At 48.9% G+C, this 23,479-nt stretch carries 26 protein-coding genes; 13 read left to right on the forward strand and 13 right to left on the reverse strand.

Annotated elements, in window-relative coordinates; translation table 11 throughout:
- Positions 1-17: 17 nt before the first annotated feature.
- From D0C16_RS08635 to traD, 8 genes are read right to left on the reverse strand one after another with little or no spacing between them, the layout of a single operon-like run.
- Positions 18-254, reverse strand: a complete 237-nt coding sequence (locus tag D0C16_RS08635) for a hypothetical protein (protein ID WP_151031944.1) — start codon at positions 252-254, stop codon at positions 18-20.
- Positions 251-565 (reverse strand): RAQPRD family integrative conjugative element protein, encoded by a 315-nt coding sequence (locus D0C16_RS08640; RefSeq protein ID WP_151031945.1) that lies wholly within the window; start codon positions 563-565, stop codon positions 251-253. Before D0C16_RS08640 ends, D0C16_RS08635 begins: the two co-directional genes overlap by 4 nt.
- Positions 562-1,062, reverse strand: coding sequence for a PFL_4695 family integrating conjugative element protein (locus D0C16_RS08645; RefSeq protein ID WP_151031946.1), 501 nt, complete (start codon positions 1,060-1,062; stop codon positions 562-564). The genes D0C16_RS08640 and D0C16_RS08645 overlap by 4 nt, the downstream gene beginning before the upstream one ends.
- Complete coding sequence (locus tag D0C16_RS08650; RefSeq protein WP_151031947.1) at positions 1,059-1,676, reverse strand: transglycosylase SLT domain-containing protein; 618 nt, start codon at positions 1,674-1,676, stop codon at positions 1,059-1,061. Before D0C16_RS08650 ends, D0C16_RS08645 begins: the two co-directional genes overlap by 4 nt.
- Positions 1,673-2,452, reverse strand: coding sequence for a hypothetical protein (locus D0C16_RS08655; protein WP_151031948.1), 780 nt, complete (start codon positions 2,450-2,452; stop codon positions 1,673-1,675). The genes D0C16_RS08650 and D0C16_RS08655 overlap by 4 nt, the downstream gene beginning before the upstream one ends.
- A complete protein-coding gene (locus tag D0C16_RS08660) occupies positions 2,449-3,135 on the reverse strand; it encodes a hypothetical protein (protein ID WP_151031949.1) in 687 nt (228 codons plus the stop codon). The genes D0C16_RS08655 and D0C16_RS08660 overlap by 4 nt, the downstream gene beginning before the upstream one ends.
- Positions 3,136-3,161: 26 nt before the next feature.
- Positions 3,162-3,863 (reverse strand): DUF4400 domain-containing protein, encoded by a 702-nt coding sequence (locus tag D0C16_RS08665; protein WP_151031950.1) that lies wholly within the window; start codon positions 3,861-3,863, stop codon positions 3,162-3,164.
- Positions 3,860-5,923 carry a type IV conjugative transfer system coupling protein TraD gene (gene traD / locus D0C16_RS08670; protein ID WP_255482027.1) on the reverse strand — a complete coding sequence of 688 codons (2,064 nt, stop codon included), beginning with the start codon at positions 5,921-5,923 and terminating at the stop codon, positions 3,860-3,862. Before traD ends, D0C16_RS08665 begins: the two co-directional genes overlap by 4 nt.
- On the opposite strand from traD, the gene D0C16_RS24425 reads away from it, so the two are divergent.
- From D0C16_RS24425 to D0C16_RS08685, 4 genes are all read left to right on the forward strand, one after another.
- Positions 5,922-6,176: a hypothetical protein gene (locus D0C16_RS24425; RefSeq protein ID WP_225319069.1), complete on the forward strand. Its 255-nt coding sequence runs from the start codon at positions 5,922-5,924 to the stop codon at positions 6,174-6,176. The two genes, traD and D0C16_RS24425, sit on opposite strands and share 2 nt — an antisense overlap.
- 86 nt (positions 6,177-6,262) lie before the next feature.
- On the forward strand, positions 6,263-6,667 hold the full coding sequence (locus D0C16_RS08675) for a hypothetical protein (protein ID WP_151031952.1): 405 nt from the start codon (positions 6,263-6,265) through the stop codon (positions 6,665-6,667).
- A complete protein-coding gene (gene mobH, locus D0C16_RS08680; RefSeq protein WP_151031953.1) occupies positions 6,664-8,496 on the forward strand; it encodes a MobH family relaxase in 1,833 nt (610 codons plus the stop codon). The genes D0C16_RS08675 and mobH overlap by 4 nt, the downstream gene beginning before the upstream one ends.
- Positions 8,497-8,649: 153 nt before the next feature.
- Positions 8,650-9,612 carry a site-specific integrase gene (locus tag D0C16_RS08685; protein WP_151031954.1) on the forward strand — a complete coding sequence of 321 codons (963 nt, stop codon included), beginning with the start codon at positions 8,650-8,652 and terminating at the stop codon, positions 9,610-9,612.
- A gap of 212 nt (positions 9,613-9,824) precedes the next feature.
- On the opposite strand, the gene gltX is transcribed toward D0C16_RS08685, so the two are convergent.
- Positions 9,825-11,336 carry a glutamate--tRNA ligase gene (gltX, locus tag D0C16_RS08690; protein WP_151031955.1) on the reverse strand — a complete coding sequence of 504 codons (1,512 nt, stop codon included), beginning with the start codon at positions 11,334-11,336 and terminating at the stop codon, positions 9,825-9,827.
- 248 nt (positions 11,337-11,584) lie between these two features.
- On the opposite strand from gltX, the gene D0C16_RS08695 reads away from it, so the two are divergent.
- From D0C16_RS08695 to D0C16_RS08705, 3 genes are all read left to right on the forward strand, one after another.
- Positions 11,585-12,601: an acyltransferase gene (locus D0C16_RS08695; protein WP_151031956.1), complete on the forward strand. Its 1,017-nt coding sequence runs from the start codon at positions 11,585-11,587 to the stop codon at positions 12,599-12,601.
- 315 nt (positions 12,602-12,916) lie between these two features.
- A complete protein-coding gene (locus tag D0C16_RS08700; RefSeq protein ID WP_151031957.1) occupies positions 12,917-13,495 on the forward strand; it encodes a peroxiredoxin-like family protein in 579 nt (192 codons plus the stop codon).
- Positions 13,492-14,022 (forward strand): RNA polymerase sigma factor, encoded by a 531-nt coding sequence (locus D0C16_RS08705; RefSeq protein WP_225318956.1) that lies wholly within the window; start codon positions 13,492-13,494, stop codon positions 14,020-14,022. The genes D0C16_RS08700 and D0C16_RS08705 overlap by 4 nt, the downstream gene beginning before the upstream one ends.
- A gap of 12 nt (positions 14,023-14,034) precedes the next feature.
- On the opposite strand, the gene D0C16_RS08710 is transcribed toward D0C16_RS08705, so the two are convergent.
- Positions 14,035-14,454: a VOC family protein gene (locus D0C16_RS08710; protein WP_151031959.1), complete on the reverse strand. Its 420-nt coding sequence runs from the start codon at positions 14,452-14,454 to the stop codon at positions 14,035-14,037.
- Positions 14,455-14,548: 94 nt separating this feature from the next.
- Positions 14,549-15,103: a hypothetical protein gene (locus tag D0C16_RS08715; protein ID WP_151031960.1), complete on the reverse strand. Its 555-nt coding sequence runs from the start codon at positions 15,101-15,103 to the stop codon at positions 14,549-14,551.
- On the opposite strand from D0C16_RS08715, the gene D0C16_RS08720 reads away from it, so the two are divergent.
- Positions 15,075-15,479, forward strand: coding sequence for a hypothetical protein (locus D0C16_RS08720; RefSeq protein ID WP_191968678.1), 405 nt, complete (start codon positions 15,075-15,077; stop codon positions 15,477-15,479). The two genes, D0C16_RS08715 and D0C16_RS08720, sit on opposite strands and share 29 nt — an antisense overlap.
- A gap of 87 nt (positions 15,480-15,566) precedes the next feature.
- Here the strand turns inward: D0C16_RS08720 and D0C16_RS08725 are convergent, their stop codons facing one another.
- The gene (locus D0C16_RS08725) at positions 15,567-18,386 is read right to left on the reverse strand and encodes a di-heme oxidoredictase family protein (RefSeq protein ID WP_151031962.1); all 2,820 of its coding nucleotides are present in this window, start codon (positions 18,384-18,386) and stop codon (positions 15,567-15,569) included.
- Positions 18,387-18,950: 564 nt separating this feature from the next.
- On the opposite strand from D0C16_RS08725, the gene D0C16_RS08730 reads away from it, so the two are divergent.
- Positions 18,951-19,889 (forward strand): glycosyltransferase family 2 protein, encoded by a 939-nt coding sequence (locus D0C16_RS08730; protein ID WP_151031963.1) that lies wholly within the window; start codon positions 18,951-18,953, stop codon positions 19,887-19,889.
- 42 nt (positions 19,890-19,931) lie between these two features.
- On the opposite strand, the gene D0C16_RS08735 is transcribed toward D0C16_RS08730, so the two are convergent.
- Positions 19,932-20,756, reverse strand: a complete 825-nt coding sequence (locus D0C16_RS08735; protein WP_151031964.1) for a glycosyltransferase family 2 protein — start codon at positions 20,754-20,756, stop codon at positions 19,932-19,934.
- Between the two features lie 191 nt (positions 20,757-20,947).
- Between D0C16_RS08735 and D0C16_RS08740 the strand changes: the two genes are divergently transcribed.
- From D0C16_RS08740 to D0C16_RS08755, 4 genes are read left to right on the forward strand one after another with little or no spacing between them, the layout of a single operon-like run.
- The gene (locus D0C16_RS08740; protein ID WP_151031965.1) at positions 20,948-21,256 is read left to right on the forward strand and encodes a metalloregulator ArsR/SmtB family transcription factor; all 309 of its coding nucleotides are present in this window, start codon (positions 20,948-20,950) and stop codon (positions 21,254-21,256) included.
- 38 nt (positions 21,257-21,294) lie between these two features.
- Positions 21,295-21,822 (forward strand): rhodanese-like domain-containing protein, encoded by a 528-nt coding sequence (locus tag D0C16_RS08745; protein ID WP_151031966.1) that lies wholly within the window; start codon positions 21,295-21,297, stop codon positions 21,820-21,822.
- Positions 21,823-21,866: 44 nt separating this feature from the next.
- Positions 21,867-22,685: a sulfite exporter TauE/SafE family protein gene (locus D0C16_RS08750; protein ID WP_151031967.1), complete on the forward strand. Its 819-nt coding sequence runs from the start codon at positions 21,867-21,869 to the stop codon at positions 22,683-22,685.
- Positions 22,682-23,377, forward strand: coding sequence for an MBL fold metallo-hydrolase (locus D0C16_RS08755; protein ID WP_151031968.1), 696 nt, complete (start codon positions 22,682-22,684; stop codon positions 23,375-23,377). Before D0C16_RS08750 ends, D0C16_RS08755 begins: the two co-directional genes overlap by 4 nt.
- Positions 23,378-23,479: the final 102 nt, after the last annotated feature.

The following is a 23,479-nucleotide window of genomic DNA, read 5'->3' on the forward strand; positions in this document are numbered from 1 at the left end:
AATTAACTCCGATGATTTTAAGAAGACATAAAAATGGCTACCAGAAACAGCAGCATCACCAGTCCTCTCAACACCACCCCAAACACACTCATTTCATCACTATCACTATCTTCGCTTCGATCCTTGAAAGCTTTAATCGTTATATAAATCCACACCAACGCGGCCAGCACAAACAACGCGACGGCCAAACCTAAATGCAATCTATCGACTGCACCGAAATAACTTAGAAATACTTCTTTCGCATCAGAATTCATTGCGCGGTGCGACCTGCAAAAGTCAATTCGTCTATACGACGGGGACTACGTGACGGCTTCTGTAAATGCGCTTCCAGGGCTCTACGCATTTCCTGCAGGTCATTTCGCAATGCAACATAATCCAGTGTGACCCGTGCATCCGGATCCGCATTGCTCGCCGCTTTCGCAGCCAGCTCATCAAGATGCTTTAATTCTTGAGCAACTTTGATCAAATAACGCTTTTCTGCTTCTGTTGTGGTATCAACTTCTGCTAACACAGAGTGACTGAAGATGAGTGCAGCACTCATCAACACCGCTAACATATTTTTCATTGTTTGATATCCTCTTTATCAATCAATACAGGGTAATGCTGTACGCCGTAAATGCGTGCGATGTCATCAACAGGAACCGCACTCAGGGTTAAGTCCGGTGCGCGTGCACGCAAAAAATTCATTTGCTCTTGTGAAGACACATTCGTGACTATGCCTTGTGCACCAATGGCTTTCAGGTGTGCTTTATTGGCAATCAGCCATTCAATGGACAGGCTATCGACACCGACAATAAAGATCGGCCGAGTCACTTGATAGGAATGCTTCATCGATTCAACAATGCCAACCGTCAAAGTCGATCTAACTGGAAAATGATCCGGTGCTTTGGCCAGTGGTACGTTGTCCGCCAATGATTTTCGTTGCAGAAGTTGCTGCTTGAGTTGTGACTTTTTTGGAAATTCAGTTTCTCGACCGCCAAAATCGGCAATGACTTCCGGTTGAGCCATTACCCAGGGAGAAACAATCGTCAACAGACATACCAAAAGTAATAATCGAATCATCCTGCACCGCCTTCACGCTCAGGCAGCATGGACTGGCCGTATTCATAACAACGCTCACTAAAACGTAAGCAACGATTAAAAACTAATTGGCGATAGGACTTCGCTTGGGCTTTACCTTTGGGGCCGTTGCCCGGGCTGTAGTATTTTCCGACGGCAATCCACCAATCCGGATCACCTTGCTCAACTGTCCATACATAGTGCTTTACCAGCAGTCGTGCGGCATAATTCAAATTGATAGTAGGATCTAACGCTTGCAGCGGTGATGTAAAGTTGTTGGCATGTGAGGGCATGTAAATTTGCCCCAAACCCACAGCCACTTTTCCCACACGACCTTCACGCGCTGCGCGTGTCATTGCGCTGATTAATGCCGCTTCGGCCTCTTCACGTGTATCAAAATAAAATGGTTTCTCATCAATGTTGAGTGTCCATGGCCAAGGTAAAGTCTTTCCATTTCCTGCCTTGCTGCTTTCTTGTAGCGTGACTGCAAAAAATACATCAGCAGGCATACCGTAATGATCTGCAATGATGCGATAGGCACGAGGTATTTCTGCATGACAAGCCGATGAAATAAAACTCACCGCTAGAAACATAATCACCATGCAACGACTTGTCATATCGCCACCACCTGATTACCGCCACCCGCCGTTTGTTTAAAGAGTGCAGGCAGCTTTGGAACGGTCATTACGCCGTTGGTTGAAATTATTTTGAACAATCCATTGTCGTGGTTCAGCGTGACTTCTTTTGTTTTTACACGCTCAACTGGAATACCAGCACTCTCTGCCCATTTAAAAATCACTTGATCGTCATTGGCACCCACCACAAACACATCAACTTTGGCTTGGGTTTTCAATACCCGACTAACCAGTGATCGGCAGTGGGTATTACATTCACCCGCCTCGACAAATAATCTCAACTTGTCATAAGGCCTTAAGGTGCCCAACGTGGGCATGCGCTTTTCCATGTATTCAACGTAACGCTCCTGCACAATTTTGCGTTCTTTGTCATACAGGAGTTGGAATTCCGTTACGGAAAACTGACGCCATACATCCAGCTCTGCTTCAATACGCGCATAGCGTCGTTTTTCTTCGATGGAAGGCGCGTAGTAGGCAAGCATCGACAAGGGCGTTGCATGACTTTCCCAGACAGACCACGGCGATTTTTCTTTCAATGCCTGATACTTCGCCCACTCTTCATCCGTCAATTGCCAATACGCATTTGGCTTGGAATGCATTTGTGAGTAACGAGACAGCAGAGACTCTGTTGTCGTTGTGGGTGTGTACACGATAGGCGTTTGCGGTAGCAGCTGAGCTGATACGGCAACCGCGTACAACATTGCACCCGCTGAAATGATGCTAGCCATCACACAACGCTTAACCGATAGCGGTCTCACAGGCGGAGCTCCTGTGGCTTGCCTGCCACAGTAAAGCTAGCGGTTTTGCTGGATGGATCTGCAGCAACCAATGTCCATCCACGCCAGCTATCACCCGGCATCAGCAAATCTGAATCATCCAAACCGTCACGTAGCGACACATAAGAAGTGCCCGCAATATTACGGATTGACACCAATACCACCGGAATAACAGGCGCTGGTTTCGGCACCGGTTTGGCGATAGGTTTAGCAGCGGCTACTTGTTGGATTTTTTTCTGCTCTGCAATTTTTTTCTCTAAATCCGATGAAAAGCGCTCGAGCGTTGTTAAACGTTGTGAAGCTCTTTCAGCTGTAAAGCTGGCGGTATTAATGGACTCCTGCAGCTCCGATTGCTTTGATTTAAGCGCATCCACATCATCAGCCAGGATTTGTACCATCCCTTTCACATCGTCAATTGCTACCAGATAGGGATCCGGTTTTTTGGATTCCGCTGACACACCAAATAATTCAAGAATGGCTTGCTTGCCGATAAGCAAGCCACTGAGCGTCACTACGCCTGAAAACAGGACTGACAATACGACACTGGCAATGATGGCCGTACGCGATGAACCGGTACGCTCTTTTTTTACACTACGTTCATCACGATCACTCGACCGCTGATCTGGCTCTGCATGTAATCCGGGAACATCTGGCAACTCGTTCATGGCATCCTCTGAATAAATAATGTTGCTTACAAAAATTTCTTGAAACTTCTTGCCGTCACAAAAACAGCAATCGCAAATACCGCCATCACCGGCAGGAATACCAGTGTTGGATGAATTGAAATAGGCGCGGTGAGATAACCACCAAAAGATAAAAACAAGATCGGTATCAGTATTCGTTTTGCGCGATGGTACAACATGGCCGATTCAATTCCTCCACACGCTTTGCGTATATCGCGCTCCACCAAACCATCGATAAAGGACACCAGTCCCACCAGCACAAATCCCGACATCGCGCTGACACAAATCGCACTACGTACTGCAAAAATAAAAATCGTGTTAATCATTGCATCAAGCCCATAAGCAATGATCATCATGAAGCTACTTACATCGGCGGCAAACCAGTTTGAAATCTCACGCAAATGCAAAATGGATACAGCTTTATCTGCCCAACCCATAAAAGTGGTAGCAACATCTTGGGGATAAAGCCCTGTAATAAAATTACGGTTGTACGCACCAAGATAAGTTATTTCCAGTTCGAGAATTTTTCGGGAATGGTCTGGCTCCCAAAATTTAATCATGCCTACCCATTCAATAAGCACCGATACACAAATAGCGGCCAACGACCAGCCAGCCAAACGAAACACATTGCCTATGGTGGTTTGCGCTAACCAAGCCCATACACCCGGCCGCTTCGGCCGAGCTGGACGTTCAGTGCGTTGGACGGTCATGCAGCCACCTTGATGTCAGCAACGTTAAACCATTCATCATTTGCACTTCCGTTGTCGTAGGTCTCACGCATTTTGGTGTACAAGAAATCAAGATCATCCGGCAATTCGCCAGTGGCTTTGAATTGAGGGATACGCAACTTATAAAGTTTTCCACCGAGCATCGCGTAGGCATGACCTTTCGGTAAGCGCGTCAAATCACCGGTAGCAACCAGTGGGATTTCCTTGGTGGAAATACGTTGTTGTGTATTGGAGGTAAAATCATTCGGGCTATCAGGGTTCGTGTCATCCGAGGTACCCGACACCAACGTCAGATGATTTACTTCGACATTCGGTAATAGTTTTGTCAGCAACTCCGCCGTTGCATGCTCCTTCACACGCAACATAATCAGGTTGCCCAAGTTACCGATAACTTGGCCTGCTTTCGCATCATCACCAAAGCGCGCTTTGATATCCGATAAGGTTTGTGTGTAAACCGTCAGCTGGAATCCGGCACCACCGGCTTTGTTCGCCATCGGGACAAACTCTTTGCCCACAAGCTCGTTAAACTCATCAGCGTGAATACAAATTTTGCGTTTCGTTTGAAGTGAAGCTAATTCGGCAGACAAGCCTTGTGTTTGGCCAAATTTATAAATTGAACCCGCTGTTGATGTGAGGTCAGCAAACATGGAGCTACTGACCGCTTGTGCAACTTCTGCATCTGTCAATGCATCAAAGCCACAATAAACAATTCCACCGGTGCGAATAATTTCGCTCCAATCAAAAATTGGGCGCGGATCATTCAAATCGTCGTAATTCGGTGAAAGCAATTCAGCAGTGGGGCCTGAGGTTAATTTTTCCAACAGAGGGAAAAGTGACGCAACCAGTTTGTCGTAGAATGTTTTTTCGTATTCGAAGGTTTTGATTAGCGCATGCGCAACCGGATCAACAATTTTGGCTTCTTTGTAAATCTCAACCGCTGCCCATGTCTTACGATCACGTGATGCTTGTGCCTTATCGGAAGGTTTGCGATCAGACTCAGCAATGGCTTTAATGGCTTTATTCCAATCACCGCATCCTGCGCGATGCAATGCACTCTCGGATTGTGGTTGTGCAAATACGAATGACAAATATTCCAGCAACAATGGATCGATATCGGAACCATAGGCCAGCAAGGTTTCGTAGGAAATTGGTTTGCCCAGTGCTGTGATCGCTTTGGAAATAACATTCACATAACGCCAGGCAAATTCGCGGAATGCCGCCGAGTTACCTTCACCGGGTAATTGCCCTGCGATACGGGATGCAGGTTCAGTAATACGACTGAATGAACCGACAGGGTTATAGCGCGCAGAAATTTCTGGATATCCCAGATGGAAACAATAAAACTGATGTGCACGACCCGCTTTAACCGCTTCAATGTAAGTTCGTTTAAGTAAGTCAGGATCGCCTTTAGGATCAAAGATAATCACGATTTCATTGTTGTGAATATCTTGTGTGATGAGAACTTCGGCAAGCCTCGTTTTTCCGACGCGGGTCGTGCCTACAACAAACGTGTGTGCAACACGTTCCGCTTGACGCTCATAAATGGGAACTTCACCTTCCCATAAACCTACAGCGTGAATTTCGGGATTGCCTTCGACGTAAGGAATTGGAGCGACAGGGTTATACCAGGCTTGCGTTGAACTTGCCCATGCCATCCATGCAGTGATCGCCGAACGACGCAATACTTTTTCCAAAGTGCGTGCTGCTTTGTATTGCCATGTTTGGTGACGGTAACGATGCCAATCAAATTCCTGTCGATCAAAATCAACACGGCGCTGCGTATGCCGCGCTGTCCATTCAAATCCCAGACCTAAATATAAATTTTCTTTTGAAATCGGAATGTCATTACTGTCGATGGTGAATCCCGGCAGTACGTGCATTTCGTATTGGTACTTCAACAATTTTCGCGCTTGCAAAAAGCGCTGGCCACAACGCGCAAATAATCCTGCCGCAATTCCATACGTCAGTGATGGTGTGCTCAACGCACCCATAAGCACCGCCGGCGACACTAATGTAAGTGTGCCAGCAAGTCCGTATGCCATGGCCGACATCGTTTCATATGCCGGACGCAATAAATTTTCAACAGGGTGCTTAGTGCTCATGGGCGCGAATCATAACGATCAAAACAACATCGTCAGTTATCAATTCGAACTCGCCACGTGCAATTTGATTGCTGCACCCAAAAGGCAAAACCTTTACAAAGCGCGCAAGCAGGGTCAAGGGGCTTACCCAAGGAAAAAAGCCCGCGCCTCCTCCTCGTTTAATCGTCCGGAGGCGCGGGCGCGAAAGCGCTAGGGCTAAAGGATGAGAAGGGTTAACTGCTGAAAGGGAAAAAGCCGTAAAGGGTTAAAAAACCAAACCGCAAAAAGGCCAAAAATGTAATGACTGAATCCACTTCTTTTGAAACTTCCCTTTCAATCATTCTCGAACTGTTAGACAAAAAGGAATGGGCGAGCCCATTAAAGGGTTTGGAGCAAAAATTTCGCCAGCTTCCAGAAGATGAAACAAGTTTCAGCGCCGACATACTTAACATACTCCATTCACTACATCAGGCTATTGGCATCGATGCCAGCCTGCCACTTAGCCAAATGATGGCCATTCGATTGTCCAGCCTCAATTGTTGGACGTATCGCTTTTTTCGCAACATCTCAGGCCATCATCGCTATCTGGATCCGCTGACCAATAGCAGTGCGGATTTTGAAAGTGATATCACTATCCAACAAAGCACATCCCCCTACCCCTCGACTGACATTATCAAACGCTGGGCTCGGGAGAATTTACGTTGAGCCAGCTGTTACCGATTTTGAATGCCGCGAAGTTATTTGAACTTTGCAAAATTGATAGTCACTTTTCCGAGCTTCGAACCATTGCTGGTTTTGACGCTGCCATTTTCAATGTCCTGATTGGTGAACCGCTAAACGATTACGCTGAACTTGTCCAACTGGCACCTGCCAGTGAGGCTCATCACCACAGTGGGCCAGGCGGATTGCTAAAGCACACTCTGGATGTTGCCACGCTTGCCCTTAAAAAACGCAAAGGGTATCAATTGCCATTAGGGGGAAGCCTTACAGATATAGGCAAGCAACGCTTGTTGTGGACGTATGCTGTATTTGTCGGCTGCTTACTCCACGACATTGGAAAACTCAGCGCGAACACTCGTCTGATCGCCATCCATAAATCGGGCAAGGAATTATCCTGGACACCCAGCAGCGGCCCATTAACCACGCTCGTCGATAAAGACAATGTGCGCGTACCACTGCAAGGTTATCGGATTGAATTTCGGAAAACGCCCTATCGATATCACGAACATCTTGCATTAATTCACTGGAACTTATTGCCACGCTCTGGCAGAGCCTGGCTAATTGAAGCACCGCATATCATGGCAGAGCTGACCGCATGGTTATGGGGAGACAAATTTGAGTCAGGAACCATTGGACAAATTATTGAGTATGCAGACCGGGAGTCTACGGCCAAGAATCTCCAGGCTCCTCCGGATCATCGTTTCAGTAACGTTATTCCTGCCATCGAGCGCTACCTGAAATTGTTACGGCAGTGGATACAGGACGGTGCCATTCGTATCAATACCAATGGCGGGATGGGCTGGGTTGATGAACATGGCCATCTGTATTTGGTATGCCGATCGCTCGCTGAAAAGTTAATCCAGGAGTGCAATTCTCTCGGGCTGAAAAATTTGCCTCAGGATCCTGTACGTGTCTACGACATCCTTCAGGAACATGGATACGCATTATCAACGGACGACGGTAAAGCGATCTGGACTATCGCTGTGGAAACTGAAACGTACCATCACCAATTCACCTGCCTGAAATTTGAATCGCGCCGACTCATCCCTTCTTCACGCGAATTAAAACCACTGGACGGTGTTATCCGCATTCAGGAACCTGGATCACAAGAACCTGCAAAATCAGTTACCGAATCTGCGCCGCAAGAGAATGGACAGCCACTGCAGAGCATGGCTACTGAGGGAGACGGAGAAACTGCGGAATACATTCAGGACGTTGGCAGCGACCAGGAAACTGCCTCAACCATTTCAACGCAAGACACGATCAATGAGGCAACTGATAGCACCGTTTTGGAAACTGAATCATCGACGGGGAATGACGAAGTCATTCAGGAAACTGCCACCGCTTCGGATACTGTTGCAGACACTCAGGAGAATGCAGGGCCGGTAAAAACCTCGGTCAGTATTATCAAAAATCTGGAATTTGAAGCGCCGGATACCGCGCAAAAATTCCTGTCATGGCTGCAGCGAGGCTTACTCGAAAAAACTATCCTCATCAATAACCCGGTAGCAGAGGTTCATATTGTCGAGGAAGGCATCCTCCTATTGGCTCCAGCCATATTCAAAACGTTTTTACGATTGCACGACATCCCTGAAGAAAAGCATAAAAATTTGAGCAGACGTTTCGCCAATCTTCGTAAAAATATCCGTTTTAATGACCTGAATATTCACCCCTACTGGGTGAGTTCTACAAACCGAGCCACGAAGATTAATGGCTGGTTACTGCCGTTCAATGTCATTTACGAAAACGACTACCCCATTCCCAAACCCAACAAATACATCAAGAAAAACCTCGGAGGTGACCATGGCCAATAAATGACTTATTCCCAAATATTATGAGACAAAGATCACACCATTTGGCGGTGAAAGCTGCATTAGGAATGCAACTGGGTAAGATTGCGCCGCCTAAATGAACACCTAGGTATGCGGTAGCGCATACGGATTTATTGCATCACGGAGTGAAGAAATATGATGTTTTTAGACTTAGCAGCAGAATATGCGGGTATGAGGCTGGTTAACTCATACACCCAACAACAAGTGCTGACCATTGCAAAACTGTTCACGAAGCGATCTGCGGTATTAAAGACCGCCGATATCAATCGCCTGGCACTGATGCGATTCAAAAACGAATCGTTAAAAGTGGTTCAACCTGTCACCTACAACGGCTATCTCAAATACCTGCGGCTAATTGGCAGCTATGGTGTAGAAGTTGGCTATCTAACAACCAACCCTTTTGAAGAATTAAAGCTAATTCCAGTAGGCACAATCCCTCCTAAAACAATTGAGCTGGAGGATATTGGCACATTGGACTATGCCCTGATGCTGGAAGAAGACCTTTACCAAACGGGGTGGTTTTGGGCCGCTGTTCTTCGATGCCTCTATTACACAGGCATGCGACGACGACAACTAGTCAATCTGCGCTTGGACGATATCGATTTTAACCGGGAGACAATTCGCTTGAGTTATCAGGGCTCGAAGACGCGCCGAGAATGGACTGTGCCGATGCATAGTGAGCTAAAAGAAACTTTGCTTCGGTTGATTCGAAAAACCGAACTACGCAGAGGTAAAAAACTCGCTCGACGCGATTATCTTTTTAGGGCATTTGAGCTATTTCCGCGCTTCAAAAAAGATAGTCATGGACGAATGCTACCTGAGTCAATTACAGGCTATTTCAAGCGACTAAGCAAAAAGTTTGATATCCGCGTAGGCGCGCATCGATTTAGGCACACCTTTGCCACTGCGCTTTGTAATCCTGAGGATGACTCTCCGCCAGATGTTTTTGCGGTGCAACAATTGCTGGGACACACGGACTTAAAAACAACCAGGATCTATGTCCAACCCCGAGTCCATCACCTTGGGAAGGTTGTAAATCGATTGAGCAAATTGGGAAGAAAACAAGAAGGGTCAAGCCAGAAAATACGGATTGCTTGACAAAACAAAGAAAAATACACGAAACTCATAGAGTTATTCGCGCATTGCTGCGCGACTAACCCCTAAGTTTCGTGGCTAAACTGAGAGCATTGCCTCAAGTTTCCTCTTCATTTTGTAACAGAGACTGCATCTAAGCAGTCCGGTAGTGATTGGTGGAGCTAAGCGGGATCGAACCGCTGACCTCAACACTGCCAGTGTTGCGCTCTCCTTTTTTATTGTGCGGCAGGTTCTTGTGGGGCTGCGCCCAGTTTGTCGAAGAGTTTTTCCAGGTCTTTTTGTTTGTTTTTGCCGAAGCCACCCAAGGCGTTGATCGCATGGCGAATGCGGGCGCGGCTCATGTCGGGGCCGATGATTTGCATGGAGTCCACTACCGAGAAGCTGGCGGTGGTGCCGGCAATGGCGACAAAGACTGGAGCCAGGGCGTCTTTGATTTTGATGCCCATTTGATCGGCGAGCAGTTTGAGTTCGGCAAACAGATTATCGCGATCCCAGGTACGCAGGGCTTCCAAACGCCAGAGGGCGAATTGCAGATACTCTTTTTGCTTTTCGATATCCAGTTTGTTGCCTGCGAAGCTCGCTTCGGTCACCGGCATCATGCCGCTGACGAGGAAGCTTGCAAGCGGGGCGAAATCGCTCAGGGTGGTCATGCGCGATTGGGCGTGTGGCAGTGCTTGCAGCAGCATGTCTTTATTGAACAGCCAGCCGTGCAAACGCTCGGCGAGTTGATCGATAGAGAAGTTTTCGCGAATCCACAGGCTGCACAACCAATTGAGTTTTTCCACATCGAAAATCGGGCCGCCAAGGGAGACACGCATCAGATCGAAGTGCTCCTGCATTTCGGCGAGGGTAAATTTCTCGCGCTCGTCCGGCATAGACCAACCCATGCGGCCGAGGTAGTTAAGCATCGCCTCGGGCAGGTAACCCATTTGCTTGTAGTAAAGAATGCTGGTGGGGTTTTTGCGCTTGCTGAGTTTGGATTTATCCGGATTGCGCAGCAGCGGCAAATGGCACAACACGGGCGCCTGCCAGCCGAAGTATTCGTAGAGTTTCAGGTGTTTGGGCGCGGAGTTGATCCACTCTTCGCCGCGAATCACGTGGGTGATTTGCATCAGGTGATCGTCCACCACGTTGGCAAGGTGATAGGTGGGCATGCCGTCCGCTTTGAGCAGCACTTGCATATCCACTTGCGACCATTCGATCTCGATCTTGCCGCGCAGCATATCGTCGATCTCGCACACACCCTCTTCCGGGATTTTCATGCGGATCACATAGGGCTCGCCGGCATCGAGTTTTGCTTGTACTTCAGCGGGCGTCAGCTTCAAACCACGGCCGTCGTACTTGGGGGTTTCGCCGCGCGCTTGCTGCTCGCGACGCATTTCATCCAGCTCTTCAGCGGTGGCAAAGCAATAGAAGGCGTGACCTTTTTCGATCAGCTCAAACGCGTATTTGCCATAGATATCCATGCGCTCGCTTTGGCGATAAGGGCCATGCGGGCCGCCTACGTCCGGACCTTCGTCCCACTCCAAACCCAACCAGCGCAAGCTGTCCAGAATCGCCTGTTCGGATTCCGGGGTGCTGCGGGTTTGGTCGGTATCTTCGATGCGCAACAGGAACTTGCCGCCGTGCTGACGGGCAAAACACAGGTTGAACAGCGCGATATAGGCAGTGCCTACGTGGGGATCGCCAGTGGGCGATGGGGCAATACGGGTGCGAACTTCAGACATGGATTGGCCTTTTAGCATAACCAGATAAGTAGAAAAGGCCGGCATTATAAAGGAGATTACTTCAAGCGCCGAGCACTTCACCGCCAGCGCACAACCATCTGCCGCTGCGGTTAATATTTACCCTGATCGCATACATTTCACACTTTTCTTTTGCAAACTTAAGTGCCACCCTCTACAATCGCCGCCCGCTGAGCAAGCCCACTTTTTCCCCAATTATTAATACCCGTAGCAATTCAAAACAGGACGTCATGAGAAATATACAAATAGACATACTACGTGCCCTGGGACTGGCAATGATTATTCTCGCTCACATTTCACCCCCCGCGGTCATCCAGCAAATGCGCAATTTTGACGTGCCCTTGATGGTGTTGATTTCGGGCATGGCGTTTGGGCTTTCGTTCAAACAGGAAGCTTATAATCACTATCTTTGGAAACGAATAAAGCGACTGGTATTTCCGGTGTGGATTTTCCTCACTGGCTACTTTGCCACTTTAGCGCTGTTAGACCTGGATATTGAAACCTTGTCGGCCAGAAAAATTATTCGTTCTTACTTATTAATCGATGGAATTGGCTATGTCTGGATTATTAAAGTTTTCCTGCTGGTCGCACTGGTATCTCCGTTGATACATCGGTTTCACAAAGCAACATCCAGCAACAAAGTCTACTTTTCTTACCTGTCATTGGCTTTCGTAGGTTACGAAATAGCGCGATTACTCTCGCAAGATTTCTTTAACACCGAACCAGGTAAAATCGTTGAAGCCATCAGCCATTATTTGATTCCTTATTCATTAGTTTTCGCTATTGGCCTACGTCTACCATCACTACAACGAGACGAAGTACTCTGGAGCGCCGCTATATGCCTCTTGCTCTTTGTCTCTGTAGCGCTGTATTTGTTTATACAAACCGGAGGGTTTGTTCCTACGCAAACACACAAATACCCACCAACTCTTTACTATTTTTCTTATGCATTGGGTATCGCGTTAATAGCCTGGGTGCTGAGTGAATCCGTGCAACGCTTGCTGGACAAAGTGACGTTGCTCAAGGCGATTACATTATTTATCGCGCAGAATAGTATCTGGATTTACCTATGGCACATTCCTTTTGTAAAAGTCGCCACCGGCCCTTTTCCGGTTAAATATTTACTCGTGCTAAGCGCCGCTTGCCTCATGACATGGGTACAAGTTTGGCTGGTGCACAATTGGGGAACCAAAATATTCAAAGACCACAGCAGCCAACGCAATATTAAAATATTGCTAACGGGTTGATGAGTGACGCCAGTAGCAAAGCAATGTTTCAGTCTAATAGGGCTGTCAGCTATTCGTGAGAATGTACAGCTCTAAAATAACGATTACAGCGAATCAACAAAAGCCTGCAAATAGCTTTCGCCCTCAGGCCAATCGCCAAACCACCTGACCCATACGGAAGTTAACCCCGAAATTCAAGCACTTCTCTAACCCCCCTCCAAAAAAATAAATTGCTGCTTGCGGATAAGCAGCAATTTATTTTTAAACCTCGACGAATCCTTTTTGCCGTTTGCACCCACTATGAGATTAACAATGAACCAATAAAAAGGTCTAGGTATGAGCAAACGTCAGTCAGGTGAGTTAATAACGAATCGGGTTTGGCAGGATGTGCAGGGTAATCAGATTATAATCCCTACCCCCACGGGTTTAACCCATCTGCAATTTCGGCGCTATTCGGGCTGCGCGGTGTGCAATCTCCACCTGCAAAGTTTTATCAGCCGCCAGCAGGAGCTGCGCACTGCCGATATAAACGAAATTGTAATTTTTAATTCAGGGCGCGAGCGCATTCTGGAAGATATGGCCGAAAGCCCCTTCCCGATCATTGCTGACCCACGCAAATATCTGTATAGCGAATTTGGTGTAGAAACTTCGCCGCTGGCGGTGTTTAATCCGCGCGTTTGGCTTCCGGCGATTAAAGGCGCCCTGAAATTTGGGGTGCAATTGCCGCGCGATCAAGAAACCATGAATGGCCTGCCAGCGGATTTCTTGATCGATAGCCAAGGCAAAATTATCGCTGCCCACTACGGTACGCACGCCTACGATCAATGGTCGATTGAAGAATTGTTAAAGCTGGTCGAATTACACAAGATCAACACCGCGATTTTCAAAAACGATAAGGAGGAATTGGCCGCGTGAAAGCTGATGCATCACTATTAATACGCGCCGCGCAAACCGGTGATCCCGCAGCACTTGAGCAACTGATTGCTCACTGCTACCCGGACTTGCGTCGCTACGCACAAAAGCACTGTCACGCGAGCCACGCAGAAGATGCCATTCAGGAAACCCTGCTGATTGCCACGCGCAATATCCACAGTTTGCGTCAATTGCATTCCTGGTTAGCCTGGATGGTCACCATTCTAAAACGCCAATGTCATTATTTATTCCGCAAATTCAATATCGATATCCACTTAACCGACGCCGAATGGAGCGAATTTATTGCAGAGACACCAGCGCCTACGTTAAAGCTGGAGTTAATCGCCGCGCTCGAATCGCTCCCATCACATTATTTGGAGATTATTTTACTGCGAGATTTTGAGGAACTAAGTATCGCGGAAATAGCTGAACAGTTACATGAAAAAATTCCCGCCATCAAAAGCCGCTTGCACCGGGCAAGAACTTTGGTGCGGGAATATTTATTAAGTGAAATATCGCTAACCAACTAGGTCGGAATTTCTTTAGTGATTCGCCGCTGGCGCTAAGGACTCATCCCAAAAAGTGGCTTCAATTTTATGACCATCCAGGTCGCGCAGGAAACAGCCGTAATAGGCATCGCTGTACAAGGGGCGCGGACCGGGTGGGCCATCGCAGGTCGCACCTGCTGCGATGGCAGCATCATAAAACGCGTGTACCTGCGCTTTATTTTCCGCAACAAACGCAAAATGAGTACCGTTACCCACAGCGGCGGGGTTTCCATCAATCGGAGTTTGCACCCAAAACTCCGGATAGTAACGACCAAACGCAGTAGCACCGGGGAAATCCATCAACATGTGAATATCCAGAGAAGCCAATACGTGCTGATAAAAAGCGCGCGCTTTTTCAAAATCATTTGTCCCGATAGATACATGGGACATAATTGAGGGATTTACGTTGTTCATAAAAACTCCTGTTCATTGATATGGATTTTCGCTGAGTTGCACTTTCATCCACGCAATGTACAGGAGCTTTTCGTCTGAACCTGTCAGTAGCACATCATTCGTGCGTTAGATTTTGTAAACGCGATTGATTAACGACAACCAATTTCGCACACCGCACCAACCACATCACACCAGTTTTTAATCGCAACGCAGCGCGCGAAACCGGTTTGGCAGCGCACACGGGATGACGCAATAAAATTTGTGCCGCCGCAATATCGCCCACCTGTAAGTTTCGCCGCGCCAAGTGCATTACATGAGCAGCGCGACAGGATTCTATATCGCGTTTTTGCCACTCGGGTACTGAATCGCGCAGCGCTAATGTACCCAGGCGTTGACTGAACGGACACTCGGTTTTAGGTACGTGACGAACACAGGCGCGGTTGTCGCTATCCAGGTGATAAAAGGCTAATACTTTGGGATCGTAGGCGATGGGGTGCGCAAATGCGGCGCGAAATAAAAAATCCTGATCCTCACCCATGGGTTCACCCAGAGGGAAACCGCCCAGGCTTTCAAATAGGTGGCGACGCACAACTAATGACGACATGGTTACCGGTAAATCGCCCTGTTGGTTGCGAATTGCATTGAATACCCAGTGGAAATTTGAAGGCATAGCAGAGCCCCTCACCTACTACCGCGTCAATGATGGTGGATTATCTGCGAACATTCAAAAACAGAAAAATTCCTGGGATGAAGCAATGCGCAAAAACCTGCGCGGTCACGAAGGATTTTTCAAACACTGGCTACCGCTGGCAGAAGCTTACCAAAAACGCTACCTCGCGCGCCGAGCGGTACAATCCGGCGCAGGCTTGCAAGCCCTGGCGCTAATTCATCAAGCACTGGTTACTGATCCACGCATACTCGTACAGGAGCCTTCACGCACCTTGGTAACTTACGCCTGTTGCTGGCTAAGCACCCTGCCTCGCCAACTCTTTAAAGTAATACAGTCCTCAGGCATGTGGTTTTTGGGGCGCTATAAAATTTCGTAATTCAATGTTGAGAATTCGTAAAAAAAGCCCCGGCATATAGTCGGGGCAAAGGACAGCTACTTATGACCTAAGCAGCAGATTGAAAAATTACAGCGATTCCAGGAAACGCAATACATCCTGCTTTTGTGAGGCCGATAATGCTTGATAGGCATTTTTAGCGGCTTGGCCTTCACCGCCGTGCCAGAGGATTGCTTCTTCAATGGTGCGCGCGCGGCCATCGTGTAAATAGCTGTGTACAGGTGTACAGACTTGTGCACCTTGCGCTGCATTGGTCACACCGCCCGTTACACAGGCTGACAAACCTAGCCCCCACAAAGGTGCGGTACGCCATTCAGCGCCGCTCGCTTGACCCTCACCCAAATTGTCTGCCATATCAGCGCCCATATCGTGCAGTAACAGATCGGTGTAGGGCTTGATGGTTTGACTGCGCAATTCGCCCAGTGGATGGTATTGACTGGTCACCTGTTGCGGCGTGTGGCAAGCAACACAACCGATAGAGGTGAATTGTGTTTCGCCGCGCTGCACTGCTACATCATTAAGATTGCGTTGCGGACGCACACCGAGGGTTGAAATATATTTCACCAAATTATTTAAATGCGTATCCGATAACTCAGAGCCACTGCTGCCGCAATCGGTTTGCGCCGCACCGCAATCCGGATTAGGTAATACACTGGTCATCACCCCCATATCGGAATTAAACGCCGCAGCGATTTGATGCTTCACACTGGTGGTTCCGGCTTTGTAGCCAAAGCGGCCCAAACGGGTTTGACCCGCTGGATCTAAAACACGATTGGCGCGGCCGGAAATGCCATCACCGTTTGCATCGTTGATATCTTCTTTTGCAAGAATTGCCGACTCAGGAATTGCTTCCAATAAACCCATACCAACCAATTGCGGTGCAACTCGCGCTGAAAAACGCGCGGGAGCTACGCCACTGAATTGATAATTAGGTTTACGTAATCCGTTGGATTCACTCCAGAAGGCGATTGATACCTGGCCTTCACTGGCAACACCATTGGCGGATTTTGGTTGCAGTGAGCGGCCAAGGTTTGGATGCGGGTTGCCATTGGCGTCCGCCACTTTAAATACCCATTTCTCCAAGGGTTGACCAACCGGTGCAGGTGCCGCGCGACCATTGCGTACATGGCAACCGGCGCAACGATCATGCACATAATGTGGCCCGGCTTTTCCAACGGTATCGGCGAATGTGCCGTTATCGGCAACGTGTTCATCGTGCGACCCATCAACAAAGGATGCGTGATGCACGCGGCGACCTAACACAAACGGCTGACCATTTTGCGATGCAAGGTTCGTGGCCATTTGGATAAAGTGATTATCCGGTTCGTTGGAGTGGTTATAGGGAAGCGTTGTCTTACCACCAAGCCAGGCTTTCTCGGGAATTTTTACCGAATCTTTTCGGCCACCGATATTACCGAAGGGCCCGGTGATATCCCAAGGTACCAAACCTTCACCCACAATATATAAATAAGTGGTGCCGTAATACGCCGAGCGACCGTGGGGCACTGTGTGATCCAGAAATTGACTCAATTCAAATTCAAGTTTATCGCCGATTTGAATGTTGCGTCCTTCACGTGCGTTGTAGCTGCGCTCTTTGTAGTAATTTAAATTATCAATCACATTCATGGTGCCGTTGTCGTAATACTCGGCAACCGTTCCTACACCGCGATAGAACCAGCGATTTTCTGCTTCGGTGTCGTTCAGCTTAAATTGTGTTCGTACATTCATACGTACAGTCGTGCCACCTTTGGCAACGTAGTCCACTATTTCTATTTCCGCCGTGCGATGCTCCCAATAGAAACTGAGGAAATGATCGTAAGCCTGGAACTGATCTTCTTTCGCGTGACGATCGCGGCCGCGATCTGCAATGCGAGTTACCAAGGCATCGCCGCGATCAAATTGGATTGCGCCTTCAAGGACAGTCGATGAATTGTATAACGGTACAATGCTGCCTAAATTTGCAGCCGACGAACTGGACGGCGCGACTGAAGCAACCGCAGAACTGCGTGATGAACTGGATGGCATCACTGAAGCCGCTAGCGAACTGCGCGACGAACTCGATAGCGGAGCACTTGAGCGCGACGAACTTGAGGGCACAACACTTGCGGGAGTTGAGCTTGAAGGCGTTGCACTGACAGAATAATTCAGCCAAGACGTATCCTGCCCTACACCGGCGCGAATTATGGTGAAGTTGATACTCACCACATCCGTGCTCTTTAAATTGGCAATGTCATAAGTCCAATTGCCACCTGAAACACTCATGCGCACATTTTGTTGCGCACCACCATTAATGCGGTAGTGAATATCGGCAATGTCCGCCTGATTTACCGTTGCGCGCAGTGTGGTGCTATTGAGTGTGGTGACACAGCCCTGATTGCAATTGCCAGCGCTTGATGAAGAGGTTGCGGGCAAAGAACCATACACATCCATTTCAAAAATCGAATAGCCCCAATTATTGCCCGTGCTGCGCGTTAACGCATTCATACGCACATAGCGGTAGGTGCCGCTAATGCCCACAGTATCGGTACGGTTGCCAAAGGTGCCGCCGGTACGCAGGCTCATTTGGGTCCAGGTAGAATTGTTGTTGGAGCCGAGCAATTCATAACTCGCGGCGTTGGCCGCTTCCCAATTAATCACCACTTGATTGAGCGCATAAGCCTGACCCAAATCGAGCGTGAGTGAACTGGGTGAAACACCGTGGTTAGATTCCCAACGCGTTGTCGCATTGTTATCAATTGCCAAACTGGCGGGTTGTAGATTAGTACTTCCAGTGGCACTAACAGGGTTGATGTTGATGGTTTGTGCGTTTGCTATTTGCGAACAAAGGCCGGTACTGGCCAAAGCCATAAATAACCAAACAGCCCTGAAGCTGAGCGGTAGTAAGTGCATGTGATCTTGCCTCTCATTTAGATTTATTGTTGTTAAATTATTGTCATTAGTTGTTTGACACGAGATTGCCCTGCGGACAGCGAGACGGGAGCAACGGTTGATTTCATTCAATCCGCATTTTTATAAGCAGCTTCCTTTGCTGGTATGCACTACCCCATTTACGACAAGCCCCGCTGGAAATAGCGCAGGCATTGGTTAAACAGGATTTTTTAAATTTATGTAATAGCGCAGCAACAGAGTGTAGGAAGTGCAAATGAAGGTGTCGTCCCACTATAGGGATGACAATAAAGTGACTATCAAAAAGCCGATTGCGAACGGCAAAAACAGATCCAGCGCACAAAACTTATCGCTGTTACAACCAAAATCAATCACTTAGGCAGCACGCCGGGCAACAATTCAAACGGGTGCCAGTTGCCATTTACGGTGAAGTGGCACCTTCCATCCCAGCTAGTTTTTAATCTGACCACATCCCGCCAACGCCATTTTCAGCTGTCATAAAAGCTCAATACTTTCGTGATTTTATTAAGGAAGCTTGATTGAAAAGAAAACGGCGGAGACACCATCATGCAAGCAACAGTCTTTGCTCAGGAGACCTGGGCACCAGAGAATATCGGTGTGGTAATTACCACTTACAACCAACCCGAATGGCTGGAAAAAGTACTACTGGGTTATGAGGCGCAAACATTTTCTGACTTCCGCATTCTCATCGCTGACGACGGTTCCGGCGAGGCGACTCGCTCAATCATTGAAACGGCAAAGCGACGCGGCAAGCTGAACATCGAGCATGTGTGGCACGCAGACCAGGGTTTTCGGAAATGTCAGATTCTCAATAAAGTTATTTTCCAAACCGATTGCGATTATTTGATTTTTACCGATGGCGATTGCATCCCCGAGCCAGAGTTTGTTGCGCAGCACCGGCAGCTGGCGCAGCCAGGGTACTTTCTTTCTGGTGGCTACGTAAAATTAACCATGCCAGTTTCCAAAACCATTAATGCCCAGGACATTTCTGCAGGCAACCCATTCTCCATTAATTGGCTCACCCGCAACGGCCAACCCAGAAGCCATAAATTATGGAAACTGGTTAAGCCACAGTGGCTAAAAATTCTACTCAATGAAATCACCCCCACCAAAGCCACCTGGAACGGTATGAACAGCTCAACCTGGACCGAGGCAATTCGCGCCTGCAACGGCTTTAATGAAGATATGCAATACGGCGGACTGGACCGAGAACTGGGTGAGCGCTTGTACAATGCAGGATTAAAAGGCAAGCAGGTGCGCTACAGTATTAGCTGCCTGCACCTGGACCATCCACGTGCGTATGACAACCCGCAAACCTGGGCAAAGAACTACGCGATTCGCGCCGAGGTAAAGCGCTTGGGTCTTTATTGGACACCCAATGGAATTAGCAAAACCTCACTCCCTGTGGAAGCATTTGCAATCAACCCACCAAGCACAAAACCCCGTCAGATAAGCATCCAAAAACCGGCGCCAGCAATCAGCTAACGCCAAACCCCCGACCGGCAGTAACTGCCCTGGTGGTTACTGCTAGCGATAGCGGTCTAAGTTGTAATGCGCATAGAGCGCGCGCCACTGTTCGGTATTACCTTCACGTCGCACGTTAGTGCGTTTCAATGAATCCCGTTGGGTTCCCCAGATAGGAACGGGTTTAAGCCCCGGCGACGAGGCGCGGCGCACGTGGGTACCGCGCATTAATGACATCGCCTTGAACCACAAATCATCGGCTCGTGGCGTTAGCGTCAGAAAAAGCTCTTGCTGTTGCACATCCTCATGCAATGCGCCCGGAGGATAGAGCACTCCCCCATAGCCAATCGACATCAGCCAGGGATCCGTCAAGTCACGCCCCTGCTCCACTGGCCACTCGTTATAGGGCTTGGGAGTCCCACAACGTTCAAATTCAATTTTGCGGCACTCGTTGGCAATGATGGCACCCGGATAGCGCAGGTGATCCTCATATAGCCGACCTAGCCATTCGGGGCGATACATAAGGTCGTCATCGCAGGTCACAATGACCTGTTTAGGGTACTGCGCGAGCGCATGAATTAACTTGCGATGAGGGCAATGAAGATCCACATAGGCGATTGTAAAAATCTCCCCCTGCAATGACGCGAGCGCTGGCGGGATTTGGGTACGCAGTTCTTCGTGTAACCAAAGCACTATTTTCTGGGCCGCCACATCCTGAGCTAGCAGGCTGCGAACTGTCAGCGCGACCGCCTTTAACCGCGACGGAATGGAAGTCAGCGAAACAATCACCGGAAGCGCTTGCTCTTTGCGGTTGTTCAAGGCCCTACTATCCAATCCTTTCAAACGACGCGTCATCAGCAACGACGCCGGCAGTTGTTTTAATTTCATTAGTTGCCACCCGCAGGTTATCCAAGGCACCAGGGCCATTTCCCGCCAACCTACAAGCCACATATTTCATTTAGATGACAATCTCCTCATCGTTAGAAGTTTATATATTAGAAATTATTAAATTAGATATTGCTAATTTAATAATTTCTAATATACTGATTTCAACAACCAACGCTTACGCGAGACAGTTTATGGAGACAACCAACCTGGCCGCCATGCAGACACATGCACAGGCCGCCGCCAATCTGCTTAAGGCACTGGCTAACGAAAACCGTCTGATGATTCTGTGCACCCTGATTAATGGCGAGCTTTCCGTCGGTGAACTCAATATCCGCGTGCCACTCAGTCAGTCGGCTCTTTCGCAGCATCTCGCCAGCCTGCGCGAAGCTGGATTGGTCGCGACGCGTAAGGAGGCCCAGACGGTTTACTACTCATTGCTGGGCGATGAGGCGCAAAAAATTATCGCGGTACTGCAATCCATCTACTGCCCTGCCGAATAAATTGATCCGCAAATCGAACTCACAACACCGAGGTTTTTATGAGCCACAAACACATCAACCCCCAGGATTTAATGGCTAACAAATCGGCCGACACCTGCATACTGGATGTGCGCACGGCGGCAGAAATTAAAGCGGCCCATATGCCGGATAGCCTGCATATTCCGCTGCATGAATTAACACCGGAACGTTTGCAAAGCGAGATCGCCAAACGCGGCAAAAACGGCAGCTGTGTGTATTTGCTCTGCCAGGGCGGCAAACGCGCACAGATGGCCGCCGAGCAATTGCAGGGCAAAATTAATGCAGAATTGATTGTGATCGAAGGCGGCATTAACGCAGTGAAAGCGGCAAATATCCCACTTAACGAAGGCAAGGGGGTGATGTCGCTGGAGCGACAAGTGCGCATAGCCGCGGGCTTTTTGGTGCTGATCGGGGTAATTCTCGGTTTTCAGGTGAACACCAACTTTTTCCTGCTCTCCGGCTTTGTCGGCGGAGGGCTGATGTTCGCGGGGATTACTGATACTTGCATGATGGGCATGCTAATCGCCCGTATGCCCTGGAATCGTTAACGCCGTTCAACTCACCACGAAAATACGACAGAGAGGACCACCTCATGTTGCTGTTGATCGGCTTGATTATAGGGCTGGTGCTCGGTTTGACCGGAGCAGGCGGCTCGGTATTTGCAGTTCCACTGTTGTTAATGGCGGGCATGACATTAGGGGAAGCCACCGGTATTTCGCTTGCGGCAGTAGCAGCGACCACCCTCTTTGCCAGCGTTCGCAATAGTCTTGGCGGCAAATCAATTTTATGGATGCCGGGTGCCATTTTGGCGCTGGCGGGTGCGTTAACTGCTCCGCTCGGCCAATGGCTGGCCCTGCAATTACCGGCCGATATAGTGCTTATCGGTTTTTGTGTGCTGGCAGTGGTTATCGCCCTGCGCATGTGGCGCAGCGCGGCGCGCGACCCCGAATCCACCAACTGGGTGCGTGCCAGTAATTTTGCCCAGACACCCGCACCGGAAATGACCTGTGCCTTCAGCCAGTCCGGACAGTTTGAATTGCGCCCCCGCTGTGTCAGCGGCCTTCTGATCGGTGGATTGGGAGTTGGCTTGTTATCTGGTTTATTTGGTGTTGGCGGTGGCTTTTTGATTGTGCCGCTGTTGTTGGCACTCAGTGCCATCAGCATGGCACAGGCGGTCGGTACCTCCCTTATGATCATTGCGGTTGTCAGCAGCACCGGATTTATCAGCCACTTTATCATCCATCGCCCGAACGATTTTTCAACCCTGGCATTGATTATTGGCGGCGGCCTATTGGGTATGTTAGTCGGCCAAAAAATTAGCCGTAAAGTCGCGAATGCCCTGCTGCAAAAAAGCTTTGCAGTTAGCCTGATTCTTGTTTGTGTAATTACCCTTGCGAGGCACTACCTATGATTTTTCGTCAATTATTTGAACGTGAATCCTCTACGTACACCTATTTAATAGCCTGCGAGGAAACCCGCGCAGCGGCACTTATCGATACCGTCAAAGCTGAGGTTCCCAAGTATTTACAGCTAGTGCGTGAGCTGGATTTAACCCTGACATATGCGCTGGATACTCACACTCATGCCGATCACATAACCGGTGCAGGCGAATTGCGCAACATAACCGGCTGCAAAACACTGCTAGGGGAAGAAGCCCACTCCGCCTGCGTATCCGTGGGGATTAAAGATGGTGACCTGATTCAAGTCGGCAAGCTGCAACTCAAGGCAATTTACACCCCGGGGCATACTGACGATTCCTACAGCTATTTGTTGGAAACTGGGGGGCAAGCCTATGTTTTTACCGGCGATACCCTGCTGATTCGGGGCACAGGTCGCACTGACTTTCAGAATGGCAGCGCCGAAGCCCAGCACCACAGTTTGTTTTCCAAACTCTTGACCCTGCCCGAGCAAACCTGGGTTTACCCCGGCCACGACTACAAAGGCTGGCAAGTAAGCACCATTGGCGAGGAAAAACAACACAACCCGCGTCTGCAGCTGAAAGAGCTCAGCGCCTATGTCGATTTTATGCACAACCTGAAACTGCCGAATCCAGCGCTGATGGATGTCGCGGTGCCGGCCAACCGCGCATGCGGACAAGCGTAATTCTGTTTTTTTCCCCCACGCCAACCCTCCCGGCTGCGCGCCCCGCTTAAGGGGGAGGGAGTAAAGCCCCTCCCCCTGACAAAGTGAAGGCTGGGAGGGGGT

Origin of the sequence: Cellvibrio sp. KY-GH-1 (genome assembly GCF_008806975.1) — a bacterium.
GTDB lineage: Bacteria > Pseudomonadota > Gammaproteobacteria > Pseudomonadales > Cellvibrionaceae > Cellvibrio.